Raw genomic sequence first — 15361 nt, 5'->3', positions numbered from 1 at the left:
GGGGGCGGGCAAGGGGGAGGCGGGTCGAAAGACGTGCGCCTCACGCGCCGCGACAGCCTGCCTAGCGGCTCCCGCCCCGTACCCGGCGACCCACGACGATCGCCGCGGTCGCGATGCCGACGAGCAGGAGCATCGGGTGGAGCCCGGTTCGTGCCGAGGCCCGGTTCAAAGCAACTTCCACACCGCCGGCGATATTGACGACGGCCGGCACCACGCGCGTATCCAGGAACATCTTCGGGGCACTGGGTCCCGAAGGTTTCCTCAGCATGTAGTCGTATCCAACGGTCATATTAACCTCTGTTATAAACATAAGATATGGGTGGGTATTATTCGCAAGTGTGTGCGGTTTCCGGGAAACACGGATCGACGGCAGGTGTTTCCTTGTCATTCAGGTTCGGAGTGCGCCTCTTGGAAAAGCCGACGTTCAAGCCCTACCGACGTCCCTCCGGCGGATGGGGATCGGCGTTCTCGGTCGGCAACATCCTGAGGCGTGAGGGCGTCCTGGCGAGTGTCCCGGTCGCGTTGACGCGTCACAACAAGGTCGACGGCTACCAGTGCAACAGCTGCGCCTGGGTGAAGCCGGCAAGCCCGCTCCCGTTCGAGTTCTGTGAGAACGGGGTCAAGGCCGTCGCCTGGGAGCTGACATCCCACCGGTGCACGCCGGACTTCTTCGCCGCCCACACGGTGACCGAACTCCGCGACTGGGACGATTACCATCTCGAACAGACCGGCCGCCTGACGCATCCGCTGCGCTACGATGCGACCAGCGACACCTACGTGCCGGTGTCATGGGGCCATGCGGTCGAGGAGATCGCCCGCGAATTGCGCGCGGTCGAGGACCGCAAGAAGGGAACGGTGTTCTACAGCTCCGGCCGCCTGTCCAACGAGGGCAGCTACCTCTACCAGCTCTTCGCCCGGATCTACGGCAACAACAACCTGCCGGACAGTTCCAACATGTGCCACGAGACGACCTCGGTCGCCTTGCCGGCGAGCATCGGGCAGGCCATCGGCACCGTGGCGCTCGACGACTTCGCCAAGGCCGACTGCCTGCTCTTCTTCGGCCAGAACCCGGGCAGCAACTCGCCGCGCATGCTCCACCCGTTGCAGGAGGCGAGTCGGCGCGGCGTGCCGATCATCACATACAACCCCCTGCGCGAACGCGGGCTCGAGCGCTTCCTGAACCCGCAATCGCCGACGGAAATGCTGACCCGCAAGGACACCCGGATCAGTTCGCAATACCATCAGGTCAAGGCGGGCGGCGACCTCGCGGCGCTCACCGGGATCTGCAAGGCGGTGGTGGCCCTGCACGACGAGGCGCTGGCGGCCGGCGGGGCGGCGGTGCTCGATGAAGCCTTCATCAAGGACCACACGCACGGCTTCGAGACCTTCGTGGCCTGGTTGCGGGCACAAGACTGGGACGTGCTCGAGCGCCGCTCGGGGCTGCACCGGGCGGACATGGAATCGACCGCGATGGTCTACAGCCGGTCGCGGACCGTGATCGGCGTCTACGGCATGGGGCTGACCCAGCACCGGGCCGGGGTCGAAACCGTGCAGATGCTGGTGAACCTCTTGATGCTGCGCGGCAATATGGGTCGCGATGGCGCCGGGATCTGCCCGGTGCGCGGGCATTCCAACGTCCAGGGGCAGCGCACGGTCGGGATCACCGAGAAGCCCGAGCTGTTCCCGCTCACGCGGCTCGGCGAGCAGTTCGATTTCGAGCCGCCCCGCGAGCCCGGATACAACACGGTCGAGGCCTGCGAGGCCGTCCTCAAAGGCGATGTCCGGGCCTTCGTGATGCTCGGCGGCAACTTCGTGCGCGCCATCCCCGATCACGGTCAGATGGAGCCGGCCTGGCGCCGGTTGCGCCTGACCGTCAACGTGATCACCAAGCTCAACCGAAGCGCGCTGCTTCCGGGGGAGATCAGCTACATCCTGCCGGTGATCGGGCGACTGGAGATCGATGAGACCGCGGCCGGCCAGCAGGTCCTCTCCATGGAGGACACCTCGGCCTGCGTCCACGGCAACCGCGGCCTGCGCAAGCCCGCCTCGCCGCACCTGATCAGCGAGATCCGCCTGATCTGCGAACTCGCCCTTAAGGTGCTCGATCCGAACCCGCGGGTGCGGTGGACGGATTACATGACCGACTACGCCGAGATCCGCCGGGAGATCAGCGCGACGCTGCCGGATTCGTTCTGGGACTACGAGCGGCGCATGTGGGAGCCCGGCGGCTTCCAGCGCGACCTGCCGGTGAAGCGGCGCGAGTGGCGCACCGATACGGGCCGGGCCAATTTCGTCACGCCGGGCGGGCTGGACGAGGATGCGGACATGCCCGATGTCGGGCACGACGTGCTGCGCCTGATGACGCTGCGCAGCAACGACCAGTTCAACACCACGGTCTACGGCTACGATGACCGGTTCCGCGGCATCAACAACACCCGCAAGGTGGTGCTGATGAACCGCTCGGACATCGACCGCCTGGGTTTGAAGGTCGGGCAGGCCGTGACGCTGAAGACATGCGCCGACGACGGCGTCGACCGTCGGCTCGCCGGCATGCTCGTCGTCGCCTACGACGTCCCGATCGGGTGCATCGGCGGGTACTACCCGGAATGCAACGTCCTGATGCCGATCTGGCACTATGCCGTCGGCAGCAAGACGCCCGCGGCCAAGACCGTCCCGGTCACCGTGCACCCGGAAGGCGACCGCGTGCTGGAACCGCAGCTGGCGGACGCCGCAGGTTAGCGCATCGTCCCGAAAGGTGGCCACCGGCTTTCGGAAGGAGACGATGCGGATCGAGGAGATCAAGCATCGTCCCGAAAGGTGGCCACCGGCTTTCGGAAAGAGACGATGCGGATCGGGAAGGTCGCGCATCGTCCTGGACGACAGGAACCGCGCCCCGGCGGCCTCACCCACGCTCTCATGGCGAGATCCGACCGGCGCGCCCGGCCCGATCCCGCCCGGCGCGGGTCGCACTCAGACGACTTGAAGGCCGAGCCGTCCGCAGATCCAGTCCTGCGCCGCCTCGATGTCGGCGAATGTCGGCGGGCACGGATCGTCTACCACGCCGAACCCGGCCTCGAGGAACCACTTGCCGGCATCGGCCTCGTGCAGGTCCGAGAGCCGCACGAGGACCGCGACGAGGAAGCCTTCGTGAAAGACGAGCTGGCTCTCCTGATCCTCGCTCCCGGTGCCGACCTGCACGGGTTGAAGGCGTAGGCTCATGCCGCGTCCCTCCCCCCGAGATGCAGATAGTTCGGCTTGAACTCGGCGAACGCCTCCAGGCCCGCGAGATCCGAGATCGTTACCTCCTGCCCCGAGAACGCGATCAGGCCGCGCCGCTGCAGGTTGATCAGGACGCGGTTGACGTGCACGGCGGCCAGCCCGGTGGTGTCGGCCAGGTCATCCTGGGTGACCGGAAGCGCGTAGCTCTGGCCCTGGCCGGCCGTGCGGCCGACGGCGCGCAGCCGCAACAGCAATTCGCAGAGCAGATGCGCGATGCGCTCGTCCGCGGAGCGGCGGCCGATGTTGACCAGCCATTCGCGCAGGGTCGCCTCGTCCACCAGGGTCGCCAGCCGCAGGGCGTGAGTGATGCCGGGATGGCGTTCGAGCAGGCCCTGGATGGTGAGGAGGTCGATCCGCACCACGTGACACGTGGAGAGCGTGCCGATCGCATGGTCCATGGCCTTCAGCAGCGCCACGTCGAGGTCGCAGTAATCGCCCGGAACCAGGTAGGCCATGATCTGGCGCGCGCCGCTCGCCCGGAGCTTGTAGCGGCAGGCGATGCCGTCGAGGATCAGGTAGACGCCGTCCGGTTTGTCACCCTCCCGGATCAGGGCGGTCCCGGGCTCGATGACCTGCGGGTTCGCGCTGATCCGCTGCAGCACGTCCTTGTCCTCCGCCGAGAGCTTGGCCAGGCTCTCGAGCTTCGCGATCAGAGGATTGTTCGTTGCCCCGGCGGGAGGCTTCGCACCGCCACCGGTATTCGTCATGTCGTCGTCCTGCATCGCCTCTCACCTGGGTCACGCACGGGGAATACGATCCCGTATTCGCCATCCGGCGGGGGCTGTTTAGATCAGCGCTTCGTGCATCGATACCCTGTCCAACGGTCGCAATACAAAGCGTCGGATATCGCACACGGGGTGCGGGCCGAGCGGCCCTGTCCGCCGCAGATCGCCTGATCCGCGACGGATGCATGCGGGCATGCGCCCGCTCGACTCTGCGACCCCTTGCACGGCCATTCCACCCCTGCATCGCCTGCTTCAGCGCCACGGGCGGACATGTCGGCGCCACGGAGCCGATGTGCAGAATAGGCGCCAATTCGCCGGCCGAATCTAAACCAGGATATTTTTCGGTTCGATTTTCAGAGGTAAGTTGAACAAATCAAAGGCTCTTTCAGCAGCATAGCGCCTGCTGTGTCAGGTTGTCGACTGCAGCCGATTGCCGGTCCCGCGGGTGTGGGGCGCGATCTACTGTAACCGGGGCTTCTTCTGCGAAGCTTCGATCCACCGAATTGGACCTGTGCCGGACCGCATCCCCGCTTGGGCGTGCGAGCATGGAGGCAGCGCGTTTGAGAGAGACCGTCCTCATCACCGGCGGCGCCGGTTTCATCGGATCCCATCTGGCGCGCGCGCTGCTGACCCGCAACTACAGGGTCCGTGTCCTCGACAGCCTGATCGAGCAGGTTCACGGGACGGAAGCAGAACCGAAACGGTTGCCGCACGAGGTCGAGTTCATCGAGGGCGACGTCCGCGACGCAGCCGCTTTGATACGAGCCCTGGACGGTGTGGGCGCGATCGTACACCTCGCCGCCGAGGTCGGCGTCGGCCAGAGCATGTACGCGGTCGAGCGGTACGTCTCGGTCAACGATTGCGGCACCGCCGCACTGTTCCAGCAGCTCATCGACCGGCCGGTGCGACGCGTGGTCGTCGCCTCCTCGATGAGCATCTACGGCGAGGGTCTCTACCGGGCCGGGGACGGCAGCATCGTCCAGGACGCGGTGCGCGGGCCGAGGCGCCCGGGCGAGCCCTGGGACCCGGTGGATGCGCAAGGGCATCCGCTCGTGCCCGTGCCGACCCCCGAGTGGAAGGCCCCGACCCTAGCGTCGGTCTACGCCCTGACCAAGTACGTGCAGGAGCGCCTGACCCTGACGCTCAGCCCGGTCTACGGCATGGAAGGCGTCGCCCTGCGGCTCTGGAACGTCTACGGGCCGGGGCAGGCGCTCTCGAACCCCTACACGGGCGTCCTCGCGATCTTCGCCGCGCGGCTGCACAACGGGCAGCCGCCGATGATCTTCGAGGACGGCGAGCAGCGCCGCGACTTCGTCCATGTCGAGGACGTGGCCGAGGCCTTCGTGCTGGCGCTCGAGCACCCGCGGGCACCCGGGAACGTCTACAATGTCGGGAGCGGCCGGGACCGGTCGGTCCGCGAGGTCGCCGAGATCCTCGCGCGGGCCATGGGCAAGCCGCATCTCGCGCCGGAGATCATCGCCCAGGCCCGGACGGGCGACATCCGGCACTGCATCGCCGACATCGGTCGGATCCAGCGGGACCTGGGCTTCGCCCCGCAGCGCGATTTCGCCGACGGGGTCGCCGAACTGGCGGCCTGGGTCGCCGAGCAGCAGGCCGTCGACCGCGTGACCGAGGCCCGCCGGGAACTCGAAGCCCGGGGGCTCGTCGCGTGACGGCGGCCCGCCCCCGTCCGCCGGGCGACCCGGCCGGCTGCAGCGTCCTGATCACCGGCGGCGCCGGCTTCATCGGTGCGAACCTCGCCGACAGCCTGGCCTCGGCCGGACACCGCGTCGTCGTCCTCGACACCCTGGCGCGCCCGGGCGTCGCGGCGAACCTGGCCTGGCTGGTAGAGCGCCATCCCGCCGCTCTGACGGCGGTGACCGGCGACGTTCGCGATGCGGACCTGGTCGCGGATTGCGTGGCCGAGGCGGATGTCGTCTTCCACCTCGCGGCCCAGGTCGCCGTGACCACGAGTCTCGTCGCGCCGCGAGAGGATTTCACGGTCAATCTCGGCGGCACGATCACGGTGCTCGAAGCCGCGCGCGCGCGGCGGGTGCCTTTCGTCTTCGCGTCGACCAACAAGGTCTACGGCAACCTGCCCGATCTGCCGGTGACCGCCGCGAACGACGCCTACGTCCCCGCCGATCCCGAGATCAGGCGCTGGGGCATCGCGGAGCGCCAGCCCCTCGATTTCCACACGCCCTACGGCTGCTCGAAGGGTGGCGCCGACCAGTACGTCCTCGACTACGCCCGCAGCTTCGGCATCCCGACCGCGGTCCTGCGGATGAGCTGCATCTATGGCCCGCGCCAGATGGGCACCGAGGACCAGGGCTGGGTCGCACATTTCCTGATCAGCGCCCTCGCGGGCCGGCCCATCAGCATCTACGGGGACGGGCGGCAGGTCCGCGACATCCTGCACGTCTCGGACGCGGTCACGGCCTACCGGGCGGCCTGGGCGCGGATCGAGAGCATCGCCGGCCAGGCCTTCAACCTCGGCGGCGGTCCGGACAATGCCGTGAGCCTGCGCCAGGTCCTCGCCCATATCGAGACGCTCGTGGGGCGCCCGGTCGATCACCGCTTCTCGGAGTGGCGCGCCGGCGACCAGCGCTACTACGTGTCCGACACGCGCCGCGCCGCCGCGATCCTCGGCCTTCCGGCCCCGATGCCGTGGCGGCAGGGCGTGGCCGATCTCGCCGCCTGGCTCACCCATGAACGGGACGGCGGCGCGACCCACGGCCTGCGCGATCGGGACAGGCCTCTGATGGGAGCGGCCGGATGAAGGTCGCCCTCGTCAATCCCGCCTGGGATTACCGCAACAGCATCTATTTCGGCTGCCGCGAGCCCCATCTCGCGCTCGAACTCGGCTACAGCGCCGCGCTCCTGACCGCCGCGGGCCACGACGTGCTGATGCTCGATGCGCACCTCTGCGGGCTCACGCACGCGCAGGCCGCCGAGAAGGTCGCGGCGTTCGGCGCCGACATGACCGTGGTGACGACCGCGCCGACCTACCTGTTCTGGCGCTGCGCCCCACCGGAATTGCGGGTGCCGCGCGCCTTCCTGGACGCCCTCGCCGGGCGCGGAGGCCGCACGGTCGCGGTCGGACCGCACGGCTCGGCGACCCCGCGCCCGACCCTGGAGAAGCTCGACGTCGACGCGGTCGTGCGCGGAGAGTGCGAGGAGATCGTCCTGCGTCTCGCACAGGCGCAGGAGCTCCGGAGCGTGCCGTCGATCGCCTACCGCGACGACGACGGCGTGCGGATCACCGGGGGCCCGCACGCGGCCCGGTTCAGCGATGCCCCGGCACTGCGCTGGCCGGCGGAGTGGATCGCGCGCCACACCCACCACCACCACCGCTTCGACCGGGAGCCCGACGGTCCCGGCGCCGAGGTCGAGGCCTCGCGAGGCTGCCCGTATACCTGCAGTTTCTGCGCGAAGATCGACTTTCGCGACGCGTATCGCCGGCGCGATCTCGAACCCGTCCTCGCCGAGATCGACGGGCTGATCGCCCAGGGCGTCACCTACGTCTACTTCATCGACGAGATCTTCCTGCCCCAGAAGCCGCTCCTCGAAGCCCTGGTCGCGCGCGACCTGCGCTTCGGCATCCAGACCCGGATCGACCTGTGGAAGCCGGACATGCTGGATCTGCTCGGGGCGGCCGGATGCGTCTCGATCGAGGCCGGCATCGAGAGCCTGACGGTCGAAGGCCGGGCCGCCCTCGACAAGAAGTGCCGCGCCACCACCGACGAACTCGCAGAGCGGCTGATCCACGCCCGCAGGACCGTGCCGTTCGTGCAGGCGAACCTGATCAAGGTCGCGGGCGACGACCCCGCGATGGTGGCGCAGTGGCGCGATCGCCTGCGCGGGCGGGGCGTCTGGGCGAACGATCCCGTGCCGCTCTACCCCTATCCCAGCTCCCCCGATTACCGGCGCCTCTGGGGCGAGCCGGACGATGCGGCCTGGGAGCGGGCGCACGCCCATTACCTCGGCCTCTTCGACGCGTTCAGCGACATCCAGGACGAGCGGCCGCTGACGCTTCGCGAACTGGAGGCGGCATGCGGACGGACCTGACGCGGCAGCGCTTCCACGTCCTGATGACCGCCGACGCCGTCGGCGGCGTCTGGTCCTACGCGGTCGACCTCGCCGGGGGGCTCGTCGAAGCCGGTGTCGGCGTGACGCTCGCCGTGCTCGGTCCGGACCCGTCCGCGGCGCAGGCCGCACGTGCCGAAGCCGCCGGGTGCCGCCTCGTCAGGACCGGGCTGCCCCTCGACTGGATGGCGACGGATCCCGGCGCGGTGACGGGGGCCGGCGAAGCGCTGGCGCGGACGGCCCGCGCGGTCGGGGCCGATCTCGTCCACCTGCACAGTCCCGCCTTCGCGGCGGCTGCGGACTTCCCGGTGCCCGTCGTCGCGGTCTGCCATTCCTGCGTAGCGACCTGGTGGGCGGCGGCCGGGACCGGGCCGCTCCCCGGGGATCTGGCGTGGCGGGCGGAACTCGTCGCACGCGGGTGCCGCCGCGCCGACGCGCTCCTGGCTCCGTGCCGGGCGTTCGCGGACGCGACGGCCCGCGCCTACGGTCTGTCCCGGCCGCCGAGGGCCGTCCACAACGGTCGGCGGCAGCTGGCCCCTGTCCTGGCTTCCGTCGCTTCCCCCGGCACCGATCCGGTGCCCTTCGCCTTCACGGCCGGCCGGTTGTGGGACCGGGCCAAGAACTGCGCCGGTCTCGACCGCGTCGCGGCCAGGACCGTCCTGCCGGTGCGGGCGGCCGGTCCGGTGACGGGCCCCAACGGCGAGCGCGTCCGGCCGGTCCACCTCACGGTTCTGGGCGAACTCGACGAGGCCGGCATCGCGGCGGAACTCTCCGGGCGACCGATCTTCGTCTCGCTGGCCCGCTACGAGCCGTTCGGCCTCGCCGTCCTGGAGGCGGCCCAGGCCGGCTGTGCCCTCGTGCTGTCGGACCTGCCGACCTTCCGGGAAGTGTGGGCGGATGCCGCCCTGTTCGTCGAGGCCGACGACGCGGACGCGGTCGCCGGCCTGCTGGATGGCCTCGCGGCCGACCCGGACCGGCGTGCGCGCCTCGGGCGGGCGGCGCAGGAACGGGCGGGTCGCTACACGGTCGCCGCCGCGACGGCTTCCGTCCTCGACGTGTTCGAGGCGCTCCGCGCCGGCCCCGGGATTCGCGCCGCCCGACAGGGAGCGGCCGCATGAGGATCGCCTACTTCACCCACTCGCTCGCCGCGTGCTGGAACCACGGCAACGCCCATTTCCTGCGTGGCGTCCTCCGCGAGCTGATCCGGCGCGGGCACGAGGTCCAGTCGTTCGAGCCCCGCGGGGCCTGGAGCCTGGCGAACCTCCTGCGCGACCACGGCGAGGCGGGGCTTGCGCCGTTCCGGGCCGCCTACCCGGAGCTGCAGGCCGAGATCTACGACGCGATCGAGCCGGCGGTGGAGTGTGCCGCGCGGGCCGACCTCGTCATCGTGCACGAGTGGAACGCGCCCGCCCTCGTCGCGGCGCTCGGCGCGGCCCGCAAGCGCGGCGCGTTCGACACGCTTCTGTTCCACGACACGCATCACCGGGCGGTCAGCGAGCCGGAGACGATGCGGCGCTTCGATCTGTCGGGCTACGACGGCGTGCTGGCCTTCGGCGAAGCCCTGGCCGCGGTGTATCGCGATTGGGGCTGGGGCGACCGGGTCTTCGTCTGGCACGAGGCCGCCGATATCCGGCTGTTCCATCCGCCGATCGTGGAGGGCCCGCGGCAGGGTCTGGTCTGGATCGGCAACTGGGGCGACGACGAGCGCGGCGCCGAGCTGGAGAGCTTCCTGTTCGGGCCCGCGCAGGCGGTGGGCCTGCCCCTCGACGTCTACGGCGTTCGCTATCCCGAGGCCGCCCTGGCGACTCTCGCCCGCTACGGCGCGCGCTATCACGGCTGGGCCGCCAACGCGGCCGCCCCGGCGCTGTTCGCCCGTCACAGCGCCACCGTGCACGTGCCGCGCCGCTTCTACGTGGAGCGGCTGCCCGGCATTCCGACCATCCGGGTGTTCGAGGCGCTGGCCTGCGGCATCCCCCTGGTCTGTTCGCCCTGGGAGGATGCCGAGCGCCTGTTCCGGCCGGGCATGGATTACCTCGTCGCCCGCAGCGGCGCGGAGATGGAGCGCGCCCTGCGCGCCCTGCGCGACGATGCCGAACTGCGGCGCAACCTCGTCCAGAACGGCCTCGCGGTGATCCGAGCCCGTCATACCTGCGGCCACCGGGCCGAGGAGCTTCTGCGTGTCGTCCAGCGGCTGCGCGCCCCAACCCTGCAGGAGAGGTGCGCATGAGGATCGCTTTCTACGGATCGAGCCTGCTCTCCTCCTACTGGAACGGCGCGGCCACGTATTACCGCGGCCTGCTGCGGGACCTCGCGGCGCGCGGCCACCGCATCACCTTCTACGAGCCGGACGCCTACGACCGGCAGAAGCACCGCGACATCGACCCGCCGCCCTACGCCGACGTGCGCGTGTATCCCGCGACGCCGGAGGCGATGCGCGCCGTCGTGGCGGAGGCGGCCCAGGCGGACGTGGTCGTGAAGGCGAGCGGCGTCGGCGTGTTCGACGACGCGTTGCTGGCCGGCCTCGTCGCGGCCTCCCGTCCCGACGCGATCCGCATCTTCTGGGATGTCGACGCCCCCGCGACCCTCGCCGAGATCGCGCAGGATCCGGGGCACGCCCTGCGCCGCGCGATGCCGGCGCTGGACCTTGTCCTCACCTATGGCGGCGGTCCGCCGGTGATCGCCGCGTACGAGGGCCTCGGCGCGGCGCGCTGCATCCCGATCTACAACGCGCTCGATCCCGACACCCATCACCCGGTTCCGGCCGATCCGCGCTTCGCGGCCGACCTCGCCTTCCTGGGCAACCGCCTGCCGGACCGGGAGGCGCGCGTGGAGACGTTCTTCCTCGGCGCCGCGGCGCGGCTGCCGGATCGGTCCTTCCTGATCGGCGGCAACGGCTGGGACGGCAAGGCCATGCCGGCCAACGTCCGCGCGCTCGGGCACGTCTACACGCGCGAGCACAACGCCTTCAACACGACGCCGCGCGCGGTGCTCAACATCGCCCGCGACAGCATGGCGGCGGTGGGCTTCTCGCCCGCGACCCGCGTGTTCGAGGCGGCGGGCGCCGGCGCCTGCCTGATCACCGACGCCTGGACCGGGCTCGAGCTGTTCCTCCGGGACGGCGCGGAGGTTCTGGTCGCCCGCGACGGCCAGGACGTCGCCGACCACGTGGCCGGGCTGACCCCCGAGCGCGCGCGTTCGATCGGAGCCGCCGCCCGCGCCCGGATCACCCGCGAACACACCTACGCGCATCGGGGCGCGGAGGTCGACGCGATCCTGCGCGCGGTCTGCGCGCGCAAGCGCGAACGGAGCGTCGCGTGACCGGCGCCCCGCTCCGTCTCGTCGTGCTCGGGCTCAGCCTGTCCTCGTCCTGGGGCAACGGCCACGCCACCACCTACCGGGCGCTCCTGAAGGCCTTCGCCCGGCGCGGGCACGCGATCCTGTTCCTGGAGCGCGAGGTGCCCTGGTACGCCGAGCACCGCGATCTGACGGCCCCGGATTATTGCGACCTCGCCTTCTACCGCGATCTCGCGGATCTCGAACGGTTCCGCGACCGGATCGCCGCCGCCGACGCGGTGATCGTGGGCTCCTACGTGCCGGAGGGCGCCACGGTCGGCCGGCGCGTCCGCGCCTGGACCCGATCGGTCTGCGCCTTCTACGACATCGACACGCCCGTCACCCTGGCGAAGCTCGAGGCCCGTGACCACGGGTATCTCACGCCCGACCTGATCCGCGCCTACGACCTCTACCTGTCCTTCACCGGCGGTCCGACCCTGCGCCGGATCGAGGCGCGCTACGGCTCGCCCGCGGCGCGCCAGCTCTATTGCTCGGTCGATCCCGAAGCATATCCGGCGCTGGCGCGGGACGCGCGCTGGGACCTCTCCTATCTCGGGACCTACAGCCCGGATCGGCAGCCGACCCTGACGCGGCTCCTCGTGGACGCGGCCCGGCAGGCCCCGCACCTGCGCTTCGTGGTGGCGGGCCCGCAATATCCCGACGCCGTGGACTGGCCGCGCAACGTCGAGCGGATCGAACACGTCGCGCCGCGGGATCACCCGGCCTTCTACGCGGCGAGCCGCTACACGCTGAACGTGACCCGGGCCGACATGATCCGAGCCGGCTACAGCCCGAGCGTCCGCCTGTTCGAAGCCGCCGCCTGCGGCACGCCGATCCTCACCGACCGCTGGGACGGCCTGGAGACCGTGCTGGCTCCGGGGCGCGAGATCCTGCCGGTCGAGACCGCCGGGGAGGTCCTGGGCCTGCTCGAAGGGCAGCCCGAGACCGAGCGCCGGAGGCTCGCGGACGCCGCGCGCGCCCGGGTTCTCGCGCGCCACAGCGCCGGGCACCGGGCTGCGGAACTCGAGGCCCACCTGCGCGAAGCCGCCGGCCGCCGCGGGAACATCGCAGCGCGACCAGTACTTGGCGAAATGTCGCCGATGGTCTGATCAATAGAGATCGGTCTCAGAAAAAGATAGCGTCATGCCGGGAGAGAGGGAACTCAAAGTTCTTGTGGCAGGAGGAGCCGGTTTTATCGGCTCTCACCTGACCGATGCTCTGATCGCCGACGGCGCACGCGTGACCTGCCTCGACAACCTTCTGACCGGGCGCCAGGCTAATCTCGATCATCTTCGGCGCGAGCCCCGCTTCGACTTCCTGGAGGCGGACCTCGTCGATCCGCTGCCGCACCTGCCGCGGTTCGACCGGATCTTCAATTTCGCCTGTGCGGCCTCGCCGCCGCACTACCAGGCGAACCCGGTCCACACGATGATGACCAGCGTGCTGGGGACCAACCGCCTGCTGGAACGGGCCCGGGCGGACGGAGCCCGCTTCCTCCAGGCCTCGACCAGCGAGGTCTACGGCGATCCCGATGTCCACCCGCAGCGGGAATCCTACTGGGGCAACGTGAACCCGACCGGCCCACGGGCCTGTTACGACGAAGGCAAGCGGGCGGCGGAGACCCTGGTCTTCGATTTCGAGCGCGGCCACGGCACGGACGTGCGGGTGGCCCGCATCTTCAACACCTACGGGCCGCGCATGCGGGCGGATGACGGGCGCGTCGTCTCGAACGTCATCTGCCAAGCCCTCGCGGGCTCGGACATCACGATCTACGGCGACGGCAGCCAGACCCGTTCGTTCTGCTACGTCAGCGACCTGGTCGACGGCCTGATGCGCCTGATGGCGCGGGACACGGTGCCGGGCGGCCCGGTGAACCTCGGAAACCCGAGCGAGCTGACGATCGGCGACCTGGTCGAGCGCGTCGTCGGCCTGACGGGGACCGCCTCGCGGGTGGTCGAGCGGCCGCTCCCGATCGACGATCCGCGCCGCCGCAAGCCCGATATCACGCGGGCGCGGGACCTGCTCGGCTGGTCCCCCACCGTGGCCCTCCAGGACGGACTCACGGCCACGATCGCCTGGTTCGCGCAGGAAGTCGCGCCCCAGGAGGTCGCGCCGCCGGAGGTCGCGACACCGGCGCAGCCGCCGCGGGACCGCATCCTTGCCGCGGAGTGACGGCGCCCCCGCGGGAGAACATCGATCGCCGTCCGCAACCCGAATGCCAGTGCGCCCGTGGAGGTCGTGATGGGTGGACCGAAAGTACGCGTCGGCCTCGTCGGCGTCGGCAACTGCGCCTCATCGTTCGTGCAGGGCCTGCACTACTACCGTGCCGCGAGCCCCGACGAGACCGTGCCGGGGCTGATGAACGTCGCGCTCGGCGGCTATCACGTCGCCGATATCGAGGTGGTCTGCGCCTTCGACATCAACGCCGGAAAAGTCGGGCGCGACCTCGCGGATGCGATCCTCGCGCCGCCGAACAACACGCAGCGTTTCGCCGACGTGCCGGCGAGCGGGGTCGTGGTGCGGCGCGGGCCGACGCTTGACGGGCTCGGGACCTACCTGCGGGCCGACGTGCCGGAATCGGACGAGACGCCCATCGACGTCGCGGCGGAACTCGAGCGGACCCGCACCGACGTCCTCGTCTGCTACCTGCCGGTCGGCTCCGAGCGCGCCGCCGAATACTACGCCGACTGCGCCCTGCGGGCGGGCTGCGCACTGGTCAATTGCATCCCGGTCTTCATCGCCTCGAACCCGGCATGGCGGGCGCGGTTCGAGGCGCGCGGGCTGCCGCTGATCGGCGACGACATCAAGAGCCAGGTCGGCGCCACGATCGTGCACCGGATGCTCACCAACCTCCTGCGCGAGCGCGGCGTCCGCCTCGATCGGACCTACCAGCTCAACTTCGGCGGCAACGCCGATTTCAAGAACATGCTGGAGCGGGAGCGGCTGGAATCGAAGAAGCTCTCGAAGACTCGCGCCGTCACGAGCCAGCTCGACGTGCCCCTCGCCCCTCACGACATCCATGTCGGTCCGAGCGACCACGTGCCGTGGCTCACCGATCGCAAATGGGCGCATATCCGGCTCGAGGGCACGGCCTTCGGCGGAACGCCGCTCAACATCGAGCTGAAGCTCGAAGTCTGGGATTCGCCGAACTCGGCCGGCATCGTGATCGATGCCGTGCGCTGCGCCAAGCTCGCCCGGGACCGTGGCACCGGAGGCGCCCTGATCGGCCCGTCGAGCTACTTCATGAAGGCGCCGCCGCGCCAGTTCACCGATCACGAGGCGCGGGAGCGGGCGCTCCGATTCATCGCCGGGCTGCCCGATCCGGAGCCGTCCGGGTCGCCGGAGCCGACGTGACCCGGGTCTACCTCGTGCGCCACGCGTCGCACGACCGCGTGCACGGGGTCCTGTGCGGGCGGATGCCCGGTGTTGCGCTCGGTGCACGCGGCCACGCCGAGGCGGCGGCGCTGGCCGGCCGGCTCGCGGGCTCCGGCGCCACCGAAATCCTGTCCAGCCCGCAGCGGCGCGCCCTGGAGACCGCCGAGCCCATCGCGGCTCGCCTCGGCCGGCCGATCGCCGTCGCGCCGGAACTCAACGAGATCGCGTTCGGCGACTGGACCGGCCGCAGCTTCGCGGACCTCGCGGACGACCCGCTCTGGCGGTGCTGGAACGAGGCGCGTGCGACGGCCCGTACGCCGGGCGGGGAGAGCATGGCGGAGGCGCAGGGCCGCATCCTCGGGCTCCTCGAGCGGCTCAGCGGGACCTGCGTGCTGGTGAGCCACTGCGACGTGATCCGGGCGGCCCTCGTGACGGTCCTCGGGCTGTCCCTCGACGCCTACGACCGGATCGCGGTCGATCCCGGCTCGCTGAGCCTCGTGGAACTCTGGCCGGGGGGCGGGCGCCTCCTCGGCCTGAACGAGCAACCGGCCATCGCATGAGGC

The 15361-nt window shown here is 70.4% G+C and carries 14 protein-coding genes; 11 read left to right on the top strand and 3 right to left on the bottom strand.

The genetic code is table 11. The annotated features are described in order from the left end of the window. Window positions 1-61: 61 nt before the first annotated feature. Window positions 62-232: a hypothetical protein gene (locus tag FV242_RS13865; protein WP_246692700.1), complete on the bottom strand. Its 171-nt coding sequence runs from the start codon at window positions 230-232 to the stop codon at window positions 62-64. A 176-nt stretch (window positions 233-408) separates the two neighbouring features. On the opposite strand from FV242_RS13865, the gene FV242_RS13860 reads away from it, so the two are divergent. Continuing rightward, on the top strand, window positions 409-2739 hold the full coding sequence (locus FV242_RS13860; protein WP_246692699.1) for an FdhF/YdeP family oxidoreductase: 2331 nt from the start codon (window positions 409-411) through the stop codon (window positions 2737-2739). A gap of 231 nt (window positions 2740-2970) precedes the next feature. Here the strand turns inward: FV242_RS13860 and FV242_RS13855 are convergent, their stop codons facing one another. Both FV242_RS13855 and FV242_RS13850 read right to left on the bottom strand, forming a co-directional pair. Next, window positions 2971-3219, bottom strand: a complete 249-nt coding sequence (locus FV242_RS13855; protein WP_147908051.1) for a hypothetical protein — start codon at window positions 3217-3219, stop codon at window positions 2971-2973. After that, window positions 3216-4001, bottom strand: a complete 786-nt coding sequence (locus tag FV242_RS13850; RefSeq protein WP_147939324.1) for a Crp/Fnr family transcriptional regulator — start codon at window positions 3999-4001, stop codon at window positions 3216-3218. Before FV242_RS13850 ends, FV242_RS13855 begins: the two co-directional genes overlap by 4 nt. Window positions 4002-4564: 563 nt before the next feature. Here FV242_RS13850 and FV242_RS13845 point away from each other — a divergent pair. The 10 genes from FV242_RS13845 (at window position 4565) to FV242_RS13800 (ending at window position 15358) form a co-directional block, all read left to right on the top strand. After that, window positions 4565-5677: an SDR family NAD(P)-dependent oxidoreductase gene (locus FV242_RS13845; RefSeq protein WP_147908053.1), complete on the top strand. Its 1113-nt coding sequence runs from the start codon at window positions 4565-4567 to the stop codon at window positions 5675-5677. Further along, window positions 5674-6783, top strand: coding sequence for an SDR family NAD(P)-dependent oxidoreductase (locus FV242_RS13840; RefSeq protein ID WP_210248932.1), 1110 nt, complete (start codon window positions 5674-5676; stop codon window positions 6781-6783). The genes FV242_RS13845 and FV242_RS13840 overlap by 4 nt, the downstream gene beginning before the upstream one ends. Further along, window positions 6780-8072, top strand: a complete 1293-nt coding sequence (locus FV242_RS13835; protein ID WP_147939323.1) for a TIGR04295 family B12-binding domain-containing radical SAM protein — start codon at window positions 6780-6782, stop codon at window positions 8070-8072. The genes FV242_RS13840 and FV242_RS13835 overlap by 4 nt, the downstream gene beginning before the upstream one ends. Continuing rightward, the gene (locus FV242_RS13830) at window positions 8057-9208 is read left to right on the top strand and encodes a glycosyltransferase family 4 protein (protein WP_210248931.1); all 1152 of its coding nucleotides are present in this window, start codon (window positions 8057-8059) and stop codon (window positions 9206-9208) included. The genes FV242_RS13835 and FV242_RS13830 overlap by 16 nt, the downstream gene beginning before the upstream one ends. After that, a complete protein-coding gene (locus FV242_RS13825) occupies window positions 9205-10317 on the top strand; it encodes a glycosyltransferase (protein WP_147939322.1) in 1113 nt (370 codons plus the stop codon). Before FV242_RS13830 ends, FV242_RS13825 begins: the two co-directional genes overlap by 4 nt. Further along, window positions 10314-11408: a glycosyltransferase gene (locus tag FV242_RS13820; protein WP_147939321.1), complete on the top strand. Its 1095-nt coding sequence runs from the start codon at window positions 10314-10316 to the stop codon at window positions 11406-11408. The genes FV242_RS13825 and FV242_RS13820 overlap by 4 nt, the downstream gene beginning before the upstream one ends. Continuing rightward, window positions 11405-12532, top strand: coding sequence for a glycosyltransferase (locus FV242_RS13815; RefSeq protein ID WP_147939320.1), 1128 nt, complete (start codon window positions 11405-11407; stop codon window positions 12530-12532). The genes FV242_RS13820 and FV242_RS13815 overlap by 4 nt, the downstream gene beginning before the upstream one ends. Before the next feature lie 34 nt (window positions 12533-12566). After that, on the top strand, window positions 12567-13595 hold the full coding sequence (locus tag FV242_RS13810) for a UDP-glucuronic acid decarboxylase family protein (protein ID WP_147939319.1): 1029 nt from the start codon (window positions 12567-12569) through the stop codon (window positions 13593-13595). Window positions 13596-13664: 69 nt separating this feature from the next. Beyond that, a complete protein-coding gene (locus FV242_RS13805) occupies window positions 13665-14777 on the top strand; it encodes an inositol-3-phosphate synthase (RefSeq protein ID WP_147939318.1) in 1113 nt (370 codons plus the stop codon). Beyond that, window positions 14774-15358: a histidine phosphatase family protein gene (locus FV242_RS13800; protein ID WP_147939317.1), complete on the top strand. Its 585-nt coding sequence runs from the start codon at window positions 14774-14776 to the stop codon at window positions 15356-15358. The genes FV242_RS13805 and FV242_RS13800 overlap by 4 nt, the downstream gene beginning before the upstream one ends. Window positions 15359-15361: the final 3 nt, after the last annotated feature.

The organism is Methylobacterium sp. WL64 (assembly GCF_008039945.1).
Lineage (GTDB): Bacteria > Pseudomonadota > Alphaproteobacteria > Rhizobiales > Beijerinckiaceae > Methylobacterium.
This window is presented reverse-complemented; position numbering and strand designations above follow the sequence as displayed.